General features: G+C 69.7%; 15 protein-coding genes. 6 read left to right on the forward strand and 9 right to left on the reverse strand.

The annotated features are described in order from the left end of the window. Nucleotides 1–80 precede the first annotated feature (80 nt). The 4 genes from sdhC to FM051_RS18105 are packed head-to-tail and all read left to right on the forward strand — an operon-like array spanning nt 81 to nt 3,474. A complete protein-coding gene (gene sdhC, locus FM051_RS18090; protein ID WP_158844495.1) occupies nt 81–503 on the forward strand; it encodes a succinate dehydrogenase, cytochrome b556 subunit in 423 nt (140 codons plus the stop codon). A 2-nt stretch (nt 504–505) separates the two neighbouring features. Next, nucleotides 506–916: a succinate dehydrogenase hydrophobic membrane anchor subunit gene (locus FM051_RS18095; RefSeq protein ID WP_158844498.1), complete on the forward strand. Its 411-nt coding sequence runs from the start codon at nt 506–508 to the stop codon at nt 914–916. A gap of 24 nt (nt 917–940) precedes the next feature. Next, nucleotides 941–2,692: a succinate dehydrogenase flavoprotein subunit gene (sdhA, locus tag FM051_RS18100; protein WP_158844501.1), complete on the forward strand. Its 1,752-nt coding sequence runs from the start codon at nt 941–943 to the stop codon at nt 2,690–2,692. After that, nucleotides 2,692–3,474, forward strand: coding sequence for a succinate dehydrogenase iron-sulfur subunit (locus tag FM051_RS18105; protein ID WP_158844504.1), 783 nt, complete (start codon nt 2,692–2,694; stop codon nt 3,472–3,474). The genes sdhA and FM051_RS18105 overlap by 1 nt, the downstream gene beginning before the upstream one ends. Nucleotides 3,475–3,655: 181 nt before the next feature. Here the strand turns inward: FM051_RS18105 and FM051_RS18110 are convergent, their stop codons facing one another. Further along, nucleotides 3,656–4,954 carry a D-alanyl-D-alanine carboxypeptidase family protein gene (locus FM051_RS18110; RefSeq protein ID WP_158844507.1) on the reverse strand — a complete coding sequence of 433 codons (1,299 nt, stop codon included), beginning with the start codon at nt 4,952–4,954 and terminating at the stop codon, nt 3,656–3,658. A gap of 60 nt (nt 4,955–5,014) precedes the next feature. On the opposite strand from FM051_RS18110, the gene FM051_RS18115 reads away from it, so the two are divergent. After that, nucleotides 5,015–5,260 carry an SCO4848 family membrane protein gene (locus FM051_RS18115; RefSeq protein WP_158844509.1) on the forward strand — a complete coding sequence of 82 codons (246 nt, stop codon included), beginning with the start codon at nt 5,015–5,017 and terminating at the stop codon, nt 5,258–5,260. A gap of 36 nt (nt 5,261–5,296) precedes the next feature. Further along, on the forward strand, nt 5,297–5,644 hold the full coding sequence (locus tag FM051_RS18120; protein WP_158844512.1) for a hypothetical protein: 348 nt from the start codon (nt 5,297–5,299) through the stop codon (nt 5,642–5,644). 10 nt (nt 5,645–5,654) lie between these two features. On the opposite strand, the gene yhjD is transcribed toward FM051_RS18120, so the two are convergent. From yhjD to FM051_RS18160, 8 genes are all read right to left on the reverse strand, one after another. Beyond that, nucleotides 5,655–6,626, reverse strand: a complete 972-nt coding sequence (gene yhjD, locus FM051_RS18125) for an inner membrane protein YhjD (protein ID WP_158844515.1) — start codon at nt 6,624–6,626, stop codon at nt 5,655–5,657. A gap of 94 nt (nt 6,627–6,720) precedes the next feature. Next, entirely contained in the window at nt 6,721–7,761 is a 1,041-nt protein-coding gene (gene trpS, locus FM051_RS18130; protein ID WP_202918917.1) for a tryptophan--tRNA ligase, read from the reverse strand. A gap of 52 nt (nt 7,762–7,813) precedes the next feature. Beyond that, on the reverse strand, nt 7,814–8,266 hold the full coding sequence (locus FM051_RS18135) for a hypothetical protein (protein WP_158844518.1): 453 nt from the start codon (nt 8,264–8,266) through the stop codon (nt 7,814–7,816). Nucleotides 8,267–8,443: 177 nt separating this feature from the next. Beyond that, nucleotides 8,444–10,963, reverse strand: a complete 2,520-nt coding sequence (locus FM051_RS18140) for a bifunctional FO biosynthesis protein CofGH (protein WP_158844521.1) — start codon at nt 10,961–10,963, stop codon at nt 8,444–8,446. A gap of 85 nt (nt 10,964–11,048) precedes the next feature. Continuing rightward, a complete protein-coding gene (locus tag FM051_RS18145; protein WP_158844526.1) occupies nt 11,049–12,737 on the reverse strand; it encodes a TIGR03767 family metallophosphoesterase in 1,689 nt (562 codons plus the stop codon). Between the two features lie 144 nt (nt 12,738–12,881). Continuing rightward, nucleotides 12,882–13,679: an exodeoxyribonuclease III gene (locus FM051_RS18150; RefSeq protein WP_158844529.1), complete on the reverse strand. Its 798-nt coding sequence runs from the start codon at nt 13,677–13,679 to the stop codon at nt 12,882–12,884. Between the two features lie 9 nt (nt 13,680–13,688). Beyond that, nucleotides 13,689–13,907 (reverse strand): hypothetical protein, encoded by a 219-nt coding sequence (locus tag FM051_RS18155; RefSeq protein ID WP_158844532.1) that lies wholly within the window; start codon nt 13,905–13,907, stop codon nt 13,689–13,691. A 12-nt stretch (nt 13,908–13,919) separates the two neighbouring features. Then, nucleotides 13,920–14,234, reverse strand: coding sequence for an SH3 domain-containing protein (locus FM051_RS18160; RefSeq protein ID WP_158844535.1), 315 nt, complete (start codon nt 14,232–14,234; stop codon nt 13,920–13,922). Between the last annotated feature and the right edge of the window lie 148 nt (nt 14,235–14,382).

Raw genomic sequence — 14,382 nt, forward strand, 5'->3', positions numbered from 1 at the left:
GGGTCTAGCATCCGAGGGTCAAGGTCCGAGTACACACGTACCGGAGACCAGTCCACCACTGACGCTGGAGGCCGTTGCGCATGGCCGGCACCACCGCACCCGAGCGGGCGGGCACCTCTAAAGGGGGCGGAACGCTCTACCGCGGCGACCTGGGGATGTGGTCCTGGGTCGCCCACCGCATCACCGGTGTGTTGACGTTCTTCTTCCTGTTCGCACACGTCCTGGACACCGCGCTGGTGCGGGTGTCCCCGGACGCGTACGACAAGGTCATCGAGACCTACAAGAACCCGATCGTCAACCTGTTCGAGGTCGGCCTGGTCGGCGCGGTCCTCTACCACGCGCTCAACGGCATCCGCGTGATGCTGGTCGACTTCTGGGCCAAGGGCCCGCGCTACCAGCGGCAGATGTTGTGGGCGATCCTCGGTGTCTGGGTGCTCGTCATGATCCCCGGCACCTACTTCATGATGGTCCGCACGGTGTCCGATCTGTTCGGGGGTCACTGATCATGAGCGAGCTGACCCTGGCCAGGCCGCGCACCCCGCGCCGTCCCGCCGCACGCCGCAACAACTTCGAGCTGTACAGCTGGCTGTTCATGCGCATCTCGGGTGTCGCGCTGGTCGTGCTGGTGCTCGGGCACCTGTTCATCATGAACATCCTCGACGGCGGCGTGCACCGCATCAACTTCGGCTTCGTCGCGGGCCGGTGGGCCTCGCCGTTCTGGCAGTTCTGGGACCTGGCCATGCTGTGGCTGGCCCAGATCCACGGCGGCAACGGCCTGCGCACCGTGATCAACGACTACGCCCGCAAGGACGCGACCCGGTTCTGGCTCAAGGTGCTCCTGTACTGCTCGATGGTGCTGATCATCGCCCTCGGCACGTACGTGATCTTCACCTTCGACCCGAACATCACCGACTGACCCGCCGCGGGGAGTACTAGAGCCATGCAGTTCCACAAGTACGACGTCGTCATCATCGGCGCGGGTGGCGCCGGGATGCGCGCGGCGATCGAGTCCGGCCAGCGGGCCCGCACGGCGGTGCTCACCAAGCTCTACCCGACCAGGTCCCACACGGGCGCCGCGCAGGGCGGCATGTGCGCCGCGCTGGCGAACGTGGAAGAGGACAACTGGGAGTGGCACACCTTCGACACGATCAAGGGCGGTGACTACCTGGTCGACCAGGACGCCGCCGAGATCATGGCGAAGGAGGCCATCGACGCGGTCCTCGACCTGGAGAAGATGGGCCTGCCGTTCAACCGCACGCCCGAGGGCAAGATCGACCAGCGGCGGTTCGGCGGCCACACCCGCAACCACGGCGAGGCGGCCGTGCGCCGGGCGTGCTACGCGGCCGACCGCACCGGCCACATGATCCTGCAGACGCTGTACCAGAACTGCGTCAAGCACGGCATCGAGTTCTTCAACGAGTTCTACGTGCTCGACATCTGCATGACCGAGACCGCCGACGGTCCGGTGTGCACCGGCGCGGTGGCCTACGAGCTGGCGACCGGCGAGATCCACGTGTTCCAGGCCAAGTCCGTGGTGTTCGCCACCGGCGGCTTCGGCAAGGTCTTCAAGACCACGTCCAACGCGCACACGCTGACCGGCGACGGCATGGGCATCGTGTTCCGCAAGGGCCTGCCGCTGGAGGACATGGAGTTCTACCAGTTCCACCCGACCGGTCTCGCGGGCCTGGGGATCCTCCTGACGGAGGGCGCGCGCGGTGAGGGCGCGATCCTCCGCAACGCCGCCGGCGAGCGGTTCATGGAGCGGTACGCACCCACCATCAAGGACCTCGCGCCGCGCGACATCGTGGCCCGCTCCATGGCGTTGGAGGTGCTGGAAGGCCGCGGCGCCGGTCCGAACAAGGACTACGTGCTGCTGGACTGCACGCACCTGGGCGCCGAGGTGCTGGAGAGCAAGCTCCCGGACATCACCGAGTTCGCCCGCACGTACCTCGCGGTCGACCCGGTGAAGGAGCCGGTGCCGGTCTACCCGACCGCGCACTACGCGATGGGTGGCATCCCGACCAACGTGCACGGCGAGGTGTTGCGGGACAACGACAACGTCGTGCCCGGCCTCTACGCCGCCGGTGAGTGCGCGTGCGTGTCCGTGCACGGCGCGAACCGCCTCGGCACCAACTCGCTGTTGGACATCAACGTGTTCGGCCGCCGTGCGGGCATCGCCGCCGCCGAGTACGCGTTGGCGCACGAGCACGTGGAGCTGCCGGAGAACCCGGCCGCGCAGGTCGAGGCGCAGGTGGCGCTGGTGCTGTCCGAGCACGGCCAGGAGCGCGTGGCGGACATCCGCACCGAGCTGCAGGCCACGATGGACGCGAACGCGTCGGTGTACCGCACCGAGGACACGCTCAAGACAGCGTTGCACGACGTGCAGGCGTTGAAGGAGCGGTACCAGCGGATCACCGTGCAGGACAAGGGGAAGCGGTTCAACACCGACCTCCTCGAAGCCGTCGAGCTGGGCTTCCTGTTGGAGCTGGCCGAGGTTCTGGTCGTGGGCGCGCTGGCGCGCAAGGAGTCCCGCGGCGGTCACGCGCGCGAGGACTACCCGAACCGCGACGACACGAACTTCATGCGCCACAGCATGTACTACAAGCAGGGCGACGGCTTGGCGGCCGACATCCGGCTCGACTACAAGCCCGTGACGTTCACCCGGTACCAGCCGATGGAGCGCAAGTACTGATGACCGCTACCGCTGAAGTGTCCACCGGCTCGCGCGGGAACCAGCCCCCCGTGCCGGACGGCGCGATCACCGTCACCCTGAAGATCCGCCGGTTCAACTCGGAGTTCGACGACGAACCGCGCTGGGACTCGTTCGAGATCCCGGCCCTCCCGTCGGACCGCGTGCTGAACCTGCTGCACTACGTGAAGTGGTACATCGACGGGACCCTGACGTTCCGCCGGTCGTGCGCGCACGGCATCTGCGGCTCGGACGCCATGCGCATCAACGGCGTGAACCGGCTGGCGTGCAAGGTGCTGCTGAAGGACCTGCTGGCGGGCGGTGACAAGCCGACCACGATCACCATCGAGCCCATCAAGGGGCTGCCGGTCCACAAGGACCTGCTGGTCGACATGGAGCCGTTCTTCGAGGCGTTCAAGGCGGTCAAGCCGTACCTCATCACGTACGGCAACGAGCCGACGCGTGAGCGCGTGCAGTCCATCGCCGACCGCGAGCGGTTCGACGACACCACGAAGTGCATCCTGTGCGCGGCGTGCACCACGTCGTGCCCGGTGTACTGGACCGAGGGCTCCTACTTCGGCCCCGCGGCGATCGTGAACGCGCACCGGTTCATCTTCGACAGCCGTGACGAGGGCGCCGAGGAGCGGCTGGACATCCTGAACGACATCGACGGCGTGTGGCGCTGCCGGACGACGTTCAACTGCACCGACGCCTGCCCGCGTGGCATCCAGGTCACGAAGGCCATCCAGGAGGTCAAGCGCGCCCTCCTGTTCAAGCGCGTCTGACCACCGGTCTCCACACCGCCAGAGGGCCCCTGAGCCACGCTCAGGGGCCCTCTGGCACGTCCTGAACGTTGAATTCAGGTGTTCCGAACGTAGGACTCTCGCAACGCGAACGTAGGACTCTCGCGAGAGTCCTACGTTCAGGTGCCGAGAGTCCTACATTCGCGTACCCCGAATTCAACGCTCAGACCTGCGTTTGCTGACGGGCTTGGGCGGCTGCTCGGGCTGCTCGGGCGGCCTTGGCTCGGCGGTTGCGGAGGTACATGAACATGGCGAGGACCAGGCCCAGGCCGGCCACGGCGGTGATCGGGCCGCCCACGTTGCCGAAGGCCGTGTGCATGGCCGAGGGCTGGCTGCCGTCCGGCGTCGTGTTGGCCACCTCGCCAACACCCGCGCTGGTCGGGGTGGGCTCGACGGTCTTCTTCTTCGCCTGAGGCGCGCCCTCGACCAACCGGCCGACGGGGTTGCCGGACGCCGCCGGCTCCAGGGCGAACCCGTAGTCCAGCAGGCGAGCCGCCTGGTCGGTCATCCGGAGGGGCTGCTGCTGCCCCCGCAGCAACACCACGACCAGCTTCTTCCCGTTCCGCTCCGCCGCGCCGACGTAGGTGTTCTGGGCGTCGTCGGTGAAACCGGACTTACCGCCCAGCGCACCCTGGTACGTGGTCAGCAGCCGGTTGTCGTTGACGATCGGGATGGTCCCGTTGCCGTCGGCCCTCGGGAAGTCGATGCGCTGCGTCATCACGGCCTTGACGAAGTCCGGGTACTTCATCGCCTCGCGGAAGATCAACGCCACGTCGTAGGCCGACGTCGACGTGCCCGGCGCGTCCAGCCCGGACGGCGTCACCGCCCGCGTGTCCGACGCGCCCAGCTCGGCGGCCAGCGCGTTCATCTTGCGGATCGCCGACGGCACCCCGCCCAGCCGACGGGCCAGCGCGTGCGCCACGTCGTTGCCCGACGCCATCACCAGCGCCTGGAGCAGCTGCTCGACGGTGTACTGGGCGCCGTTGCGCAGCCCGATGCAGGTGCACTCCTGCGCGATGTCCTCGGGCGTGGCCGCCACCGTCGCGTTCGGGGCCAGCTCCTTGGCCACCACCGTCGCGAGCAGCACCTTGATCACCGAGGCGGGCCGCTGCCGACCGTGCGGGTCGAGCGCCGCCAGCACGGCGCCGCTGTTCATGTCCGCCAGGAGCCAGCTCTTGGCGGTGATGCCGTCCGGCGGCACCGGCGCGTTCGGCGGCAGCACGAGGCCGCACTCGCCGAGCCTCTGTCCACCGACCGGGTTTTCCGGGACCTCGATCGGTGGAGGTGGCTTCTCACCCGGTGCCACCTGTTCGGATGTGTCGACCGCGGGTGGCGGTGACACCTTGTTCTCGCAAGCCGGCTGGGCCACCGCGACCGGCGCGGCCGCGAAGACCGCGGTGGCCATCAGCGCGCAGGCAGCCAGGACCAGGGCAACGGGCCGTCGGAACGCGGAGGAACGCACCCGCCCAGGCTATCCACCCCGGATGAGTGACCTGCACCCGCCACGTCCGATACTGCTCAGGTGAAGCTCTCCCGCGGCATGTCCGTGTTCCTGCTTGCCTTCGGGGTGTGGTCCTGGGTGATCTGGCCGACCTTCCTGCGCAACATCTGGAAGGACACCCGTTCGTGGGACAGCGGCCCGACCGCGTTCTTCACCGTTCACCTGCTGCTCGTTGTCGCGTCGCTCACATTCGGCACGGTCATCGGCGTGTTGGGCGTGCGCGGCCTGCGCGCCACCCGAAGCACCCGAAGCACCCGAAGCAAATAACCCAGCAACAACCCCACCACACCTGGAGGCTCCGCCGTGGAGTTCGTGCGCCTACTGCTGGTGTTCCTGCACCTGCTGGGCATGGGCATGCTCGTCGCGATGTTCTTCGTCCAGCGCCGGGCCGGGGCGGACGCCCCGCTGAACAAGGGTTGGCTGCACGGCAGCGCGCTCCAGCTGTTGACCGGCGTGGCCCTGGTCGGTTTGGCACCGTTGACCGACCAGGACTACAACCACCTCAAGATCGGCGTGAAACTGCTGGTCGTCGTCGTGATCGCGGGTCTGGTCGCGGTGAACCTGAGCAAGCCGAAGCCCGCCACGTGGCTCACCCCGGCGCTCGCGGGCCTGGTGGTCCTCAACACCGGCGTCGCGGTCTTCTGGACGTAAGAGCCCGCTGTCAACGCCGCCGGAACAACGACCCCAGCAGCAGCCCCGCACCGACCAGCCCGGCGGCGGTGCGGGTGCTGGGGCCCGACCGCACCTCCACCACGGGCCGGATCACGGCGGGCGGTGGTGGCGGCGGCGGGTCCTTCCGCAGGTTCTCCCGCGCCGTGGCCGTCCAGGCGGTGATGAACAGCAGGAACTGGGCCACCAGGTTCGCGAACACCAGCACACCGATGATCGGCCCGAACGCCGCGCCGGCCGGTGACGTCGTGACCGTGCTCAGGTAGATCGTCGCGACCTGCTTGAGGGTCTCGAACCCGATCGCCGCCGCCGCCGCGCCCTTGATCGCGCTGCGCCACCCCACGGGCTCGCGCGGCAGCTTCGCCAGCACCCACAGGAACACCAGCCAGTTCGCGACCAGGGCCAGCACGATCGTGCCGACCTTCAGCATCGCCTCGGCCCACCCCACGCCGTCCAGGCCCATCCACCGCAGCACCAGCTCGGCGAACCCGCTGCCGACCGCCGTGAGGCCGAACGACACCACCAGGGCCACACCGAGGCTGATGAGCGCCAGCAGGTCCTTCAGCGCCGTCTTCAGGAACGGCAGGTCGGCCTTCGCGTGGCCCCACTGCGCGGTCAACGCGTCACGCAGGTTGCTCATCCAGCCGAGACCGGAGTAGGCGGCGGTCAGCAGACCGAGCACACCCACCGTGCCCTTGGACGCGATCGCCTGCTCCACCACCTCGTTGATGGTGCTGCCGAGCGTGCCGGGCACCGCCTCGGTGATGCCCGCCTTCAGCTCGTCCAGCATCCCCGGCTGCGAGGACAGCACGAAACCGGCGATGGCGAAGCCGATCATCAGCATCGGCACCAGCGACAGCACGCTGAAGTACGTCACGGCCGCCGCGTAGTGCGCCCCGTACTGCTCGCTGTACCGCTGGGCGGCGCGGAACAGGTGGTCGAGCCACGGCCGTTCCCGACGCATCCGGTCGAGCTTCGACCCCGCACCAGCATCCCGCGCCCCAGAGCCTTGCGCCCGAGCCTTTTCCGCCACACGGAAAAGCTAGTCCGTCAAGTGATCACTCGCCAGTCGACAGGAAGCCGATCCGGTCGTACACCCTGGCCAGCGTCTTCGACGCCACCGAACGCGCCCGCTCCGCACCGCGCGCCAGCACCTTGTCCAGCTCGGCGGTGTCGTCCAGGTACTCGGCCACCCGCGCCCGCACCGGCGTGACGAACTCGGTGAACACCTCGCCGAGGTCCTTCTTCAGGTCCCCGTAGCCCTTGCCGTCGTAGTCGGCGACCAGCGACTCGACCGACCGGCCCGTCAACGCCGAGTAGATCACCAGCAGGTTGCTCACGCCGGCCTTCGCCGCCGGGTCGTACACGATCTCGCGCCCGGTGTCCGTGACCGCCGACCGGATCTTCTTGGCCGACCGCTTCGGGTCCTCCAACAGCTCCACCACGCCCGCGGGCACCGACTTCGACATCTTCGACGTCGGGTCCTGGAGGTCGTAGATCTTGGCGGTGTCCTTGACGATGTACGGCTCGGGCAGCCGGAACGTCTTGCCGTACCGGGTGTTGAACCGCTGCGCCAGGTCGCGGGTCAGCTCCAGGTGCTGGCGCTGGTCCTCGCCGACCGGCACGTGGTGCGCCTGGTACAGCAGGATGTCCGCGGCCTGCAGGATCGGGTAGGTGAACAGGCCCACGCCGACGGAGGCCTCCTGCCGCGCGGACTTGTCCTTGAACTGGGTCATCCGGCTCGCCTCGCCGAACCCGGTCAGGCACTGCATGACCCAGGCGAGCTGGGCGTGCTCGGGCACGTGCGACTGCACGAACAGCGACGCGCGGTCCGGGTCGATGCCCAGTGCGAGGAGCTGCGCGGCGGACACCCGGGTGTTCTGCCGCAGCACCTTCGGGTCCTGCTCGACGGTGATCGCGTGCAGGTCCACGACGCAGTAGAACGCGTCGTGCGTCTCCTGCAACGCCACCCACTGGCGGATCGCGCCGAGGTAGTTGCCGAGGTGGAACGAACCCGCGGTCGGCTGGATGCCGGACAACACGCGGGGACGGCTCACCGGAGCCGCGTTCTCGGCGGGCTGTCCAACGGACGCGCCCACGGCGTTCTCAGCGGAGTTTTCGACGACCACGCGGGTGATTCTCCCAGGCGGATCAGACCCCGGTGGTAGCGGGCCGCACCTCTGCCTGATTGTCGCCTGCGGCGACGGCCGTCCGGCTGTCGACTCCGCCGACTGTCGTCCGGCTGTCGACTCCGCCGACTGTCGTCCGGCTGTCGACTCCGCCGACTGTCGTCCGGCTGTCGACTCCGCCGACTGTCGTCCGATTGTCGGCTCCGCCGACGGCGATCTGATCGTCGCCTCCGCCGGCTGTCGTCCGATTTTCGGCTCCGCCGAGGGCAGGCTCGTCGGCCGCCGCCCGCACCACCGCTGCCCTGTGGCGGCGGACCAGGCCGGCCACCAGACCGACCACGCCGAAGGCCACCGCGGCGATGCCGACCGGCGCCTCGAGCGAGACCGGAGCCGCCACCGAGCTGTCGGCTGCTGCCACCGCGACACCTTCGACGACCAGGGATGACGCCGCGCCCAGGACCAGACCCAGGACCACACCGCGACCGCGCAACTGCCCAGCCTCCTCACCAACACCGTGTCACCCACGAAGGAGTGAACCTTGTTGACGGACGGCCGCGAACCTACCGAAGCTGTGGGGCTGGGGTGTTCAGTTCAGGTAAACGCGACCGGCGGCAGAGTAACGACTGACGATCACACCCCCGAGTCCAGGGGGTCAGCTGACGACGTCCACTCGCCCATACGTCGTAGTGCGCTGCCTCGCCGGCCGACCGGCCAGGGCCGCCGTCGCGTGCAGCTCCTCGGTGGTGCGCGCGGAGCCGTGTTCGGAGCCCGCCATGCGGCTGATGGTCTCCTCCATGAGCGTTCCGCCCAGGTCGTTGGCGCCGCCGCGCAGCACCTCGGCGGTGCCCTCGTCGCCGAGCTTGACCCACGAGCACTGGATGTTGTCGACCCGCCCGTGCAGGGCGAGCCGGGCGAACGCGTGCACGGCCCGGTTGTCGCGCCGCGTCGGGCCGGGACGGGCCACGCCCGCCAGGTAGATCGGCGCGTTGCGGTGCACGAACGGCAGGCCGACGAACTCGGTGAGGCCGCCCGTGCGGTCCTGGAGGGCCGCCAGCGTCCGGAAGTGCCCCAGCCAGTGGCCGGGGTGGTCGACGTGGCCGTACATCATCGTGGACGACGAGCGAATGCCCAGCTCGTGCGCGGTGCCGACCACGTCCAGCCAGGTCGCGGTGGGCAGCTTGCCCTTGGTCAGCACCCAGCGCACGTCGTCGTCGAGGATCTCGGCGGCGGTGCCGGGGATGGTGTCCAGGCCGGCGTCGCGCAGCTCGGTCAGCCACTCGCGCACGCTCACGCCCGCCTTGGCCGCCCCGCTGACGATCTCCATCGGGCTGAACGCGTGGACGTGCATGCCGGGGACCCTGGTCTTGATCCCGCGCACGACGTCCGCGTAGTAGGTGACCGGCAGCTTCGGGTCGATACCGCCCTGCATGCAGATCTCGGTGGCGCCCGCGTCCCACGCCTCCTGGGCGCGGTCGGCGACCTCCGCCACGGACAGCCGGAACGCGTCCGCGTCCCGCTCACGCTGGGCGAACGCGCAGAAGCGGCAGCCGACGTAGCAGACGTTGGAGAAGTTGATGTTGCGGTTGACCACGTAGGTGACGTCGTCGCCGACCACCTCGGCGCGCAGTTCGTCGGCGAGCCTGGTCATGGTCTCCAGGGCCGCGCCGTCGGCCGTGAGCAGCGCCATGGCGGCGTCCGTGTCGTCCAGGAGCTTGGCCGGGTCCGACGCGGCGAGCTTGAGCGCGCGTGCCGCGTCCTCGGGCAGCCTCTCGACGGCCTTCGGCACGCTCAACGACGCCCAGTCGCCGTAGACGCTGTCGAAGTCGCTACGACGGTCCTCGGTGCGCCCCTCGGTGTCGATGGCGGTGTTCAGGTCGGCCCGGCCGTAGGTGTCGAGCCCGCCGTCCGGCTCCTGCCACTCGCGGCCGACGACCGGGGCGTCCGGCTCGGCCAGCCCGTCCTCCCGCGCCAACGCGGAGACGTGCGCGGTCAGCCGGGTGTCGATCCACTGCCCGGCGGTCGCGGTCACGTACCGCGGGTAGACGGCGAGGCGTTCTCGCAGGTCGAACCCGGCTTCCCGGGTGTGCTCGGCCAACGCGTCCACCTGCGGCCACGGGCGTTCGGGGTTGACGTGGTCCGGCGTCACCGGCGACACGCCGCCCCAGTCGTCGATGCCCGCGCGCAGCATCAGGCCGAACTCGCCGCCGACCAGGTTCGGCGGCGCCTGCACGCTCGTGGACGACGGCATGACCAGCCGCGCCACCGCGATCGTGGCGGCCAGTTCGTGCAGGTCGGCGTCCGGCATACCGCGCATCGCGGTGTCCGGCTTGGCCCGGAAGTTCTGGATGATCACTTCCTGGATGTGCCCGTACTGGCGGGCGACACCGCGCATGGCCAGCAGCGACTCGGCGCGTTCGGTGATCGTCTCGCCGATGCCGATCAGGATCCCGGTGGTGAACGGCACGTTCACCCGGCCCGCGTCGGTGAGCACCCGCAGCCGGACCGCGGGCTCCTTGTCCGGGCTGCCGTAGTGCGCGCCGCCCTTCTCCGACCACAGCCGCTCGGCCGTGGTCTCCAGCATCATCCCCATGCTGGCCGCGACCGGCCGCAGCCGCTGCAACTCCTCCCAGCTCAGCACGCCGGGGTTGAGGTGCGGCAGCAGGCCGGTCTCCTCCAGCACGGCGATCGCACTGGCCCGCACGTAGTCGAGCGTCGAGGAGTAGCCGCGCGCCTCCAGCCACTCGCGCGCCTGCGGCCACCGCTCCTCGGGCCGGTCGCCCAGCGTGAAGAGGGCTTCCTTGCAGCCCTGGGCGGCGGCCTGGCGGGCGATGTCCAGCACCTCGTCCCGCTCCAGGAACGCGGCGGGCAGCTTGTGCGGGACGGTCGCGAACGTGCAGTAGTGACAGCGGTCCCGGCACAGGCGGGTCAGCGGGATGAACGCGTTGCGGCTGTAGGTGACGACGCCCGGCCGCCCCTCCGCCAGCAGGTGGGCGTCACGCACCCGGCCCGCGGCCTCCAGCAGCGCGTCCAGGTCGTCACCGCGCGCGTGCAGCAGCACGGCGGCTTCGGTGACGTCCAGCACGGCGCCGTCTGCGGCACGGCGCAACGCGCGTCGCATCGCCGACGGGCTCGGCGTCGGTTCGGGCGGGGTGATCGAGATGTCCACGGCCACGACAACGACCCTATGTGCCGAAAATTCCTGATCACGCCGGAAGTGATTTCGAGCACTGCGGGCTTTCCGGCTCACCGCCGCCGCTTCAGCGGACCGGCGCCCTCCCCGCGACGAGGAGTTCGGTGTTGCGGTCGGTCACCGCGCCGACCGCGTTCGGGTCGGCGTGCGGGTCGTTGAACGCGAACTCGCGGGCCAGTGCGGCGAGGCCGCGCGGCGAGAAGTCGTCGTAGTCGGCCTGGTAGGGCGCGTCACCCTCGACCAGGGTCGTGAACAGGGACAACGTGCCGTCGCCGTTGTCGGCCAGCTCGATGATCCGGGCGTGCTGCGGGTGGTCGACGTGCGCGGCGGTGTTGATCTCCCAGAACGCCCGGTCGCCCGTGCCGTGCGCGACGATCCGGTTCTGGTGGGTGTGGCCGTTGACCCAGGCCACCACGTTCGGGAACCGGCCGAGGAGGGTGACCAGCGCGTCGCCGTCCAGGCGCGGGTCGAGCGGGCGGCGGCGGTCCGGGAGGACGTTGCCCATGGTCCAGCTGGTGTGGTGGCTGAACAGGATGAACAGCTCGTCGGTGACGTCCTGGCGGTGCTGGAGGCCGAACACGTCGTAGTAGCGGGAGCTGCTGCGCTTCAGCGTCCGTTCCAGCCAGAGGTACTGGTGCAGGCCGATCGAGCCGTCGGCGAAGCCCGCGGTGGTCGTGGTGTCGAGGCTGACGCCGGTGACGCCGGGTGCGATGCGGAAGGTGTAGAAGACGTCGACGCCGTCGGCGTTGTCCGGGGTGAAGCCGTGGCCGTGCGGGCCGGGTCCGGTGTGGCGCGGGTCGAGGTGGGCCTGGACGAACTCGGCCGTGCTGAACGGCCGGCGGCGGGCGTCCGGGGTGACCGTGCGGACCAGCCCGCCCTGGCTGATCACCGTGGCCGCGTCCAGCACGTGGGCCGGGTCCGTCATGGCGCGGGCGACGCGCTGCGCCGCGTCGGCTTCACTGAAGCCGAAGATCTTGCGGTTCGAGGTGTAGAGGTCGTCGACCAACGGGATGCCGTCGGGCAGCGAGCCGACCACGCTGTCGTCGTGGTTGCCGAAGGTGCAGTACCAGGGGATGCGCAGGCCGGGGCTGCCGAACGGGCGGATCGCGGCGTCGAGCAGGCCGGGGACCTGCGGGAAGCCCTTGGCCTTGTAGTCGTCCGGCAGGGTGGAGTGCGGGTTCCAGTAGGCCTTGACGCCGGAGTCCTGCACGCCTTCGTACCGGCTCGGGTCGCCGGTGTTGGCGGTGATCCGGCCGCCGTTGAGGACGGTGAGGAACCAGTCCAGCTCGACCAGTTCGTGGTTGTCGGTGTTGTCGCCCGTGGTCATCATGAAGTCGATCGGACGGCCGGTGAACGGCCCGGTGCGGATGTCGTTCATCTTCTGCACGAGCGCGGTGGACGTGTGCTGGGCCAGCGTCTCGTGCGCCCGGAACGCTCCGGCGCCCAGCAACGGGTGCGTGTACTCGAAGCGGGCCGGGCTCTGCGTGTCGACCATGTGCATGTCGGTGAACTGGACGAAGCAGGCCAGCGACGTGCGCCGATCAGCCCGCCCCGCACCGGGCGTGGCCAGATCCGACCGCACCACCACCGGCCACCCGGGCCCCGCCTGAAGCCTCCGGTACCCCGCGGTGCCCGCCGCTGTCGCCGCGGTGTCCAAGGTGGTGCCGGTGGTGGCCGCCCAAGCGGGCCCACCCCACACCAACACGGCGCCCGCCGCACCCGCCGCCTGGAAGAAACGCCGCCGGCTGATCCCCATCGACCGCTCCCCGTGTCTCGGTTGGTGAAAAGTTCTCACGAACCGCGGAGCAGGTCACGAACTCGGGGTGAAGTGCGGCCGAACGAGCGAAGTCGATCGTCGTGTTGATCGGTTCCGTTGACGGGTAAGGCTTTTCAGTCGCTTTCAGTCCCCGTAGACCACGGTCACCGGCGCGTGGTCCGACCAGCGCTCGCCGTACGTGGCGGCGCGCTCGACCACGGCGGTCTTCGCGGTCTGGGCCAGACCCCCGGTCGCCACGTGGAGGTCGATCCGCCAGCCGGAGTCGTTGTCGAACGCCTTGCCCCGGTACGACCACCACGTGTACGGCCCGGTCACGTCGGGGTGCAGCGACCGCACGACATCGACGTACCGCGCCTCACCGAACACCCGGTCCATCCACGCCCGCTCCTCGGGCAGGAACCCGGACGACTTCTGGTTCGTCTTCCACGCCTTCAGGTCCTCGGGCCGGTGCGCGATGTTCCAGTCACCGCACACCAGCACCTCACGCCCGTCGGCGGCGGCCTTGTCGCGCAGTTCCACCAGGTACGGCAGGAACGCGGCCATGAACCGGTCCTTCTCGTCCTGCCGTGGCGTGCCGACGTCACCGCTGGGCAGGTAGAGCGACGCCACCACGACGTCCGCCAACTCGACCTCGACGTACCGACCGGAGTGCTCGAACTCGGCCACCCCGAACCCGATCCGGACGGCCTCCGGCGCGACCCGCGTCAGCACCGCGACCCCGTTGCGCCCCTTCACCTCGGAGTACGCGTGCGCCACGTGCCACCCCTCGGGCGACCGCACCTCGTCGGACAACTGCCCCGGCTCGGCCCGCACCTCCTGCAGGCACACGACGTCGGCGGACGTGGCGGCGAGCCACTCCAGGTAGCCCTTCTTGGCGGCCGCACGCAGCCCGTTGACGTTGATCGTCGAGACAGTCAGCACCGGCGCAGCCTATCGGCGCTCGGCGACCGCCCAGCCGTACGGGTAATCCGCGCCGCACCCGGTGCAGGACGCGTCCAGCCGCAGCATGAGCACCAACGGGCTGCTGCCTTCCGGCGACGGCACCCCGGCCACCTCGTGCCCGTCCACCGAAGAGCGCAGCCCCGGCCACTCCGGCTCGCACGCGCACGTCACCACGTCACGGCGGAACGACCGCCACAGGAAGAACATCCACCAATCACATCACGTGCAGTTGCTGTCCGACGTGGGCGTCACGAACTCGTCCTTCACCCACCGCCCGTCGGAGAGCAACCGGAACCCGTTCTCGACCCGCCGCTCGGCCTCCACCACCGCGTCGCGGCGCATGGTCGCCACGATCGGCTGGGTGTCGGCGGGCCCGGACCGCACGTTCAGGATGTCGGCGATCACCGTCACCCTGCAGTCGCGGGCGGCCATCTCCTCCACCCCCAACTTCTTCGCCTCGTTGGTGACGTACATGAACCCGGCCGCCGCCAGCACCCCGACGACAACCAGGCCGCGCGTAGGAATCCCGAACATCACGCCTCCCCGGCACCTCTTCTGAAGTGCAGATATAGCGCGCCCGGCGCCGTCGCACACCGGCCCGGACCACAATCCACTCCGCAGGGAAACCGAACGGGTGAGCCCGCTACCCAGACGGACCCGACCAGACCCGACCGGACCCCGA

The sequence above is a fragment of the Saccharothrix deserti genome, assembly GCF_009769385.1.
Taxonomy (GTDB): domain Bacteria; phylum Actinomycetota; class Actinomycetes; order Mycobacteriales; family Pseudonocardiaceae; genus Actinosynnema; species Actinosynnema deserti.

Bases quoted from the DNA above. Each gene is read 5' to 3' on its own strand.
- FM051_RS18145 (WP_158844526.1), bottom strand. From the start codon at position 12,737: ATGGGGATCAGCCGGCGGCGTTTCTTCCAGGCGGCGGGTGCGGCGGGC.
- FM051_RS18160 (WP_158844535.1), bottom strand. From the start codon at position 14,234: ATGTTCGGGATTCCTACGCGCGGCCTGGTTGTCGTCGGGGTGCTGGCG.
- FM051_RS18155 (WP_158844532.1), bottom strand. From the start codon at position 13,907: ATGTTCTTCCTGTGGCGGTCGTTCCGCCGTGACGTGGTGACGTGCGCG.
- FM051_RS18105 (WP_158844504.1), top strand. From the start codon at position 2,692: ATGACCGCTACCGCTGAAGTGTCCACCGGCTCGCGCGGGAACCAGCCC.
- sdhC (WP_158844495.1), top strand. From the start codon at position 81: ATGGCCGGCACCACCGCACCCGAGCGGGCGGGCACCTCTAAAGGGGGC.
- sdhA (WP_158844501.1), top strand. From the start codon at position 941: ATGCAGTTCCACAAGTACGACGTCGTCATCATCGGCGCGGGTGGCGCC.
- FM051_RS18095 (WP_158844498.1), top strand. From the start codon at position 506: ATGAGCGAGCTGACCCTGGCCAGGCCGCGCACCCCGCGCCGTCCCGCC.
- yhjD (WP_158844515.1), bottom strand. From the start codon at position 6,626: ATGCGTCGGGAACGGCCGTGGCTCGACCACCTGTTCCGCGCCGCCCAG.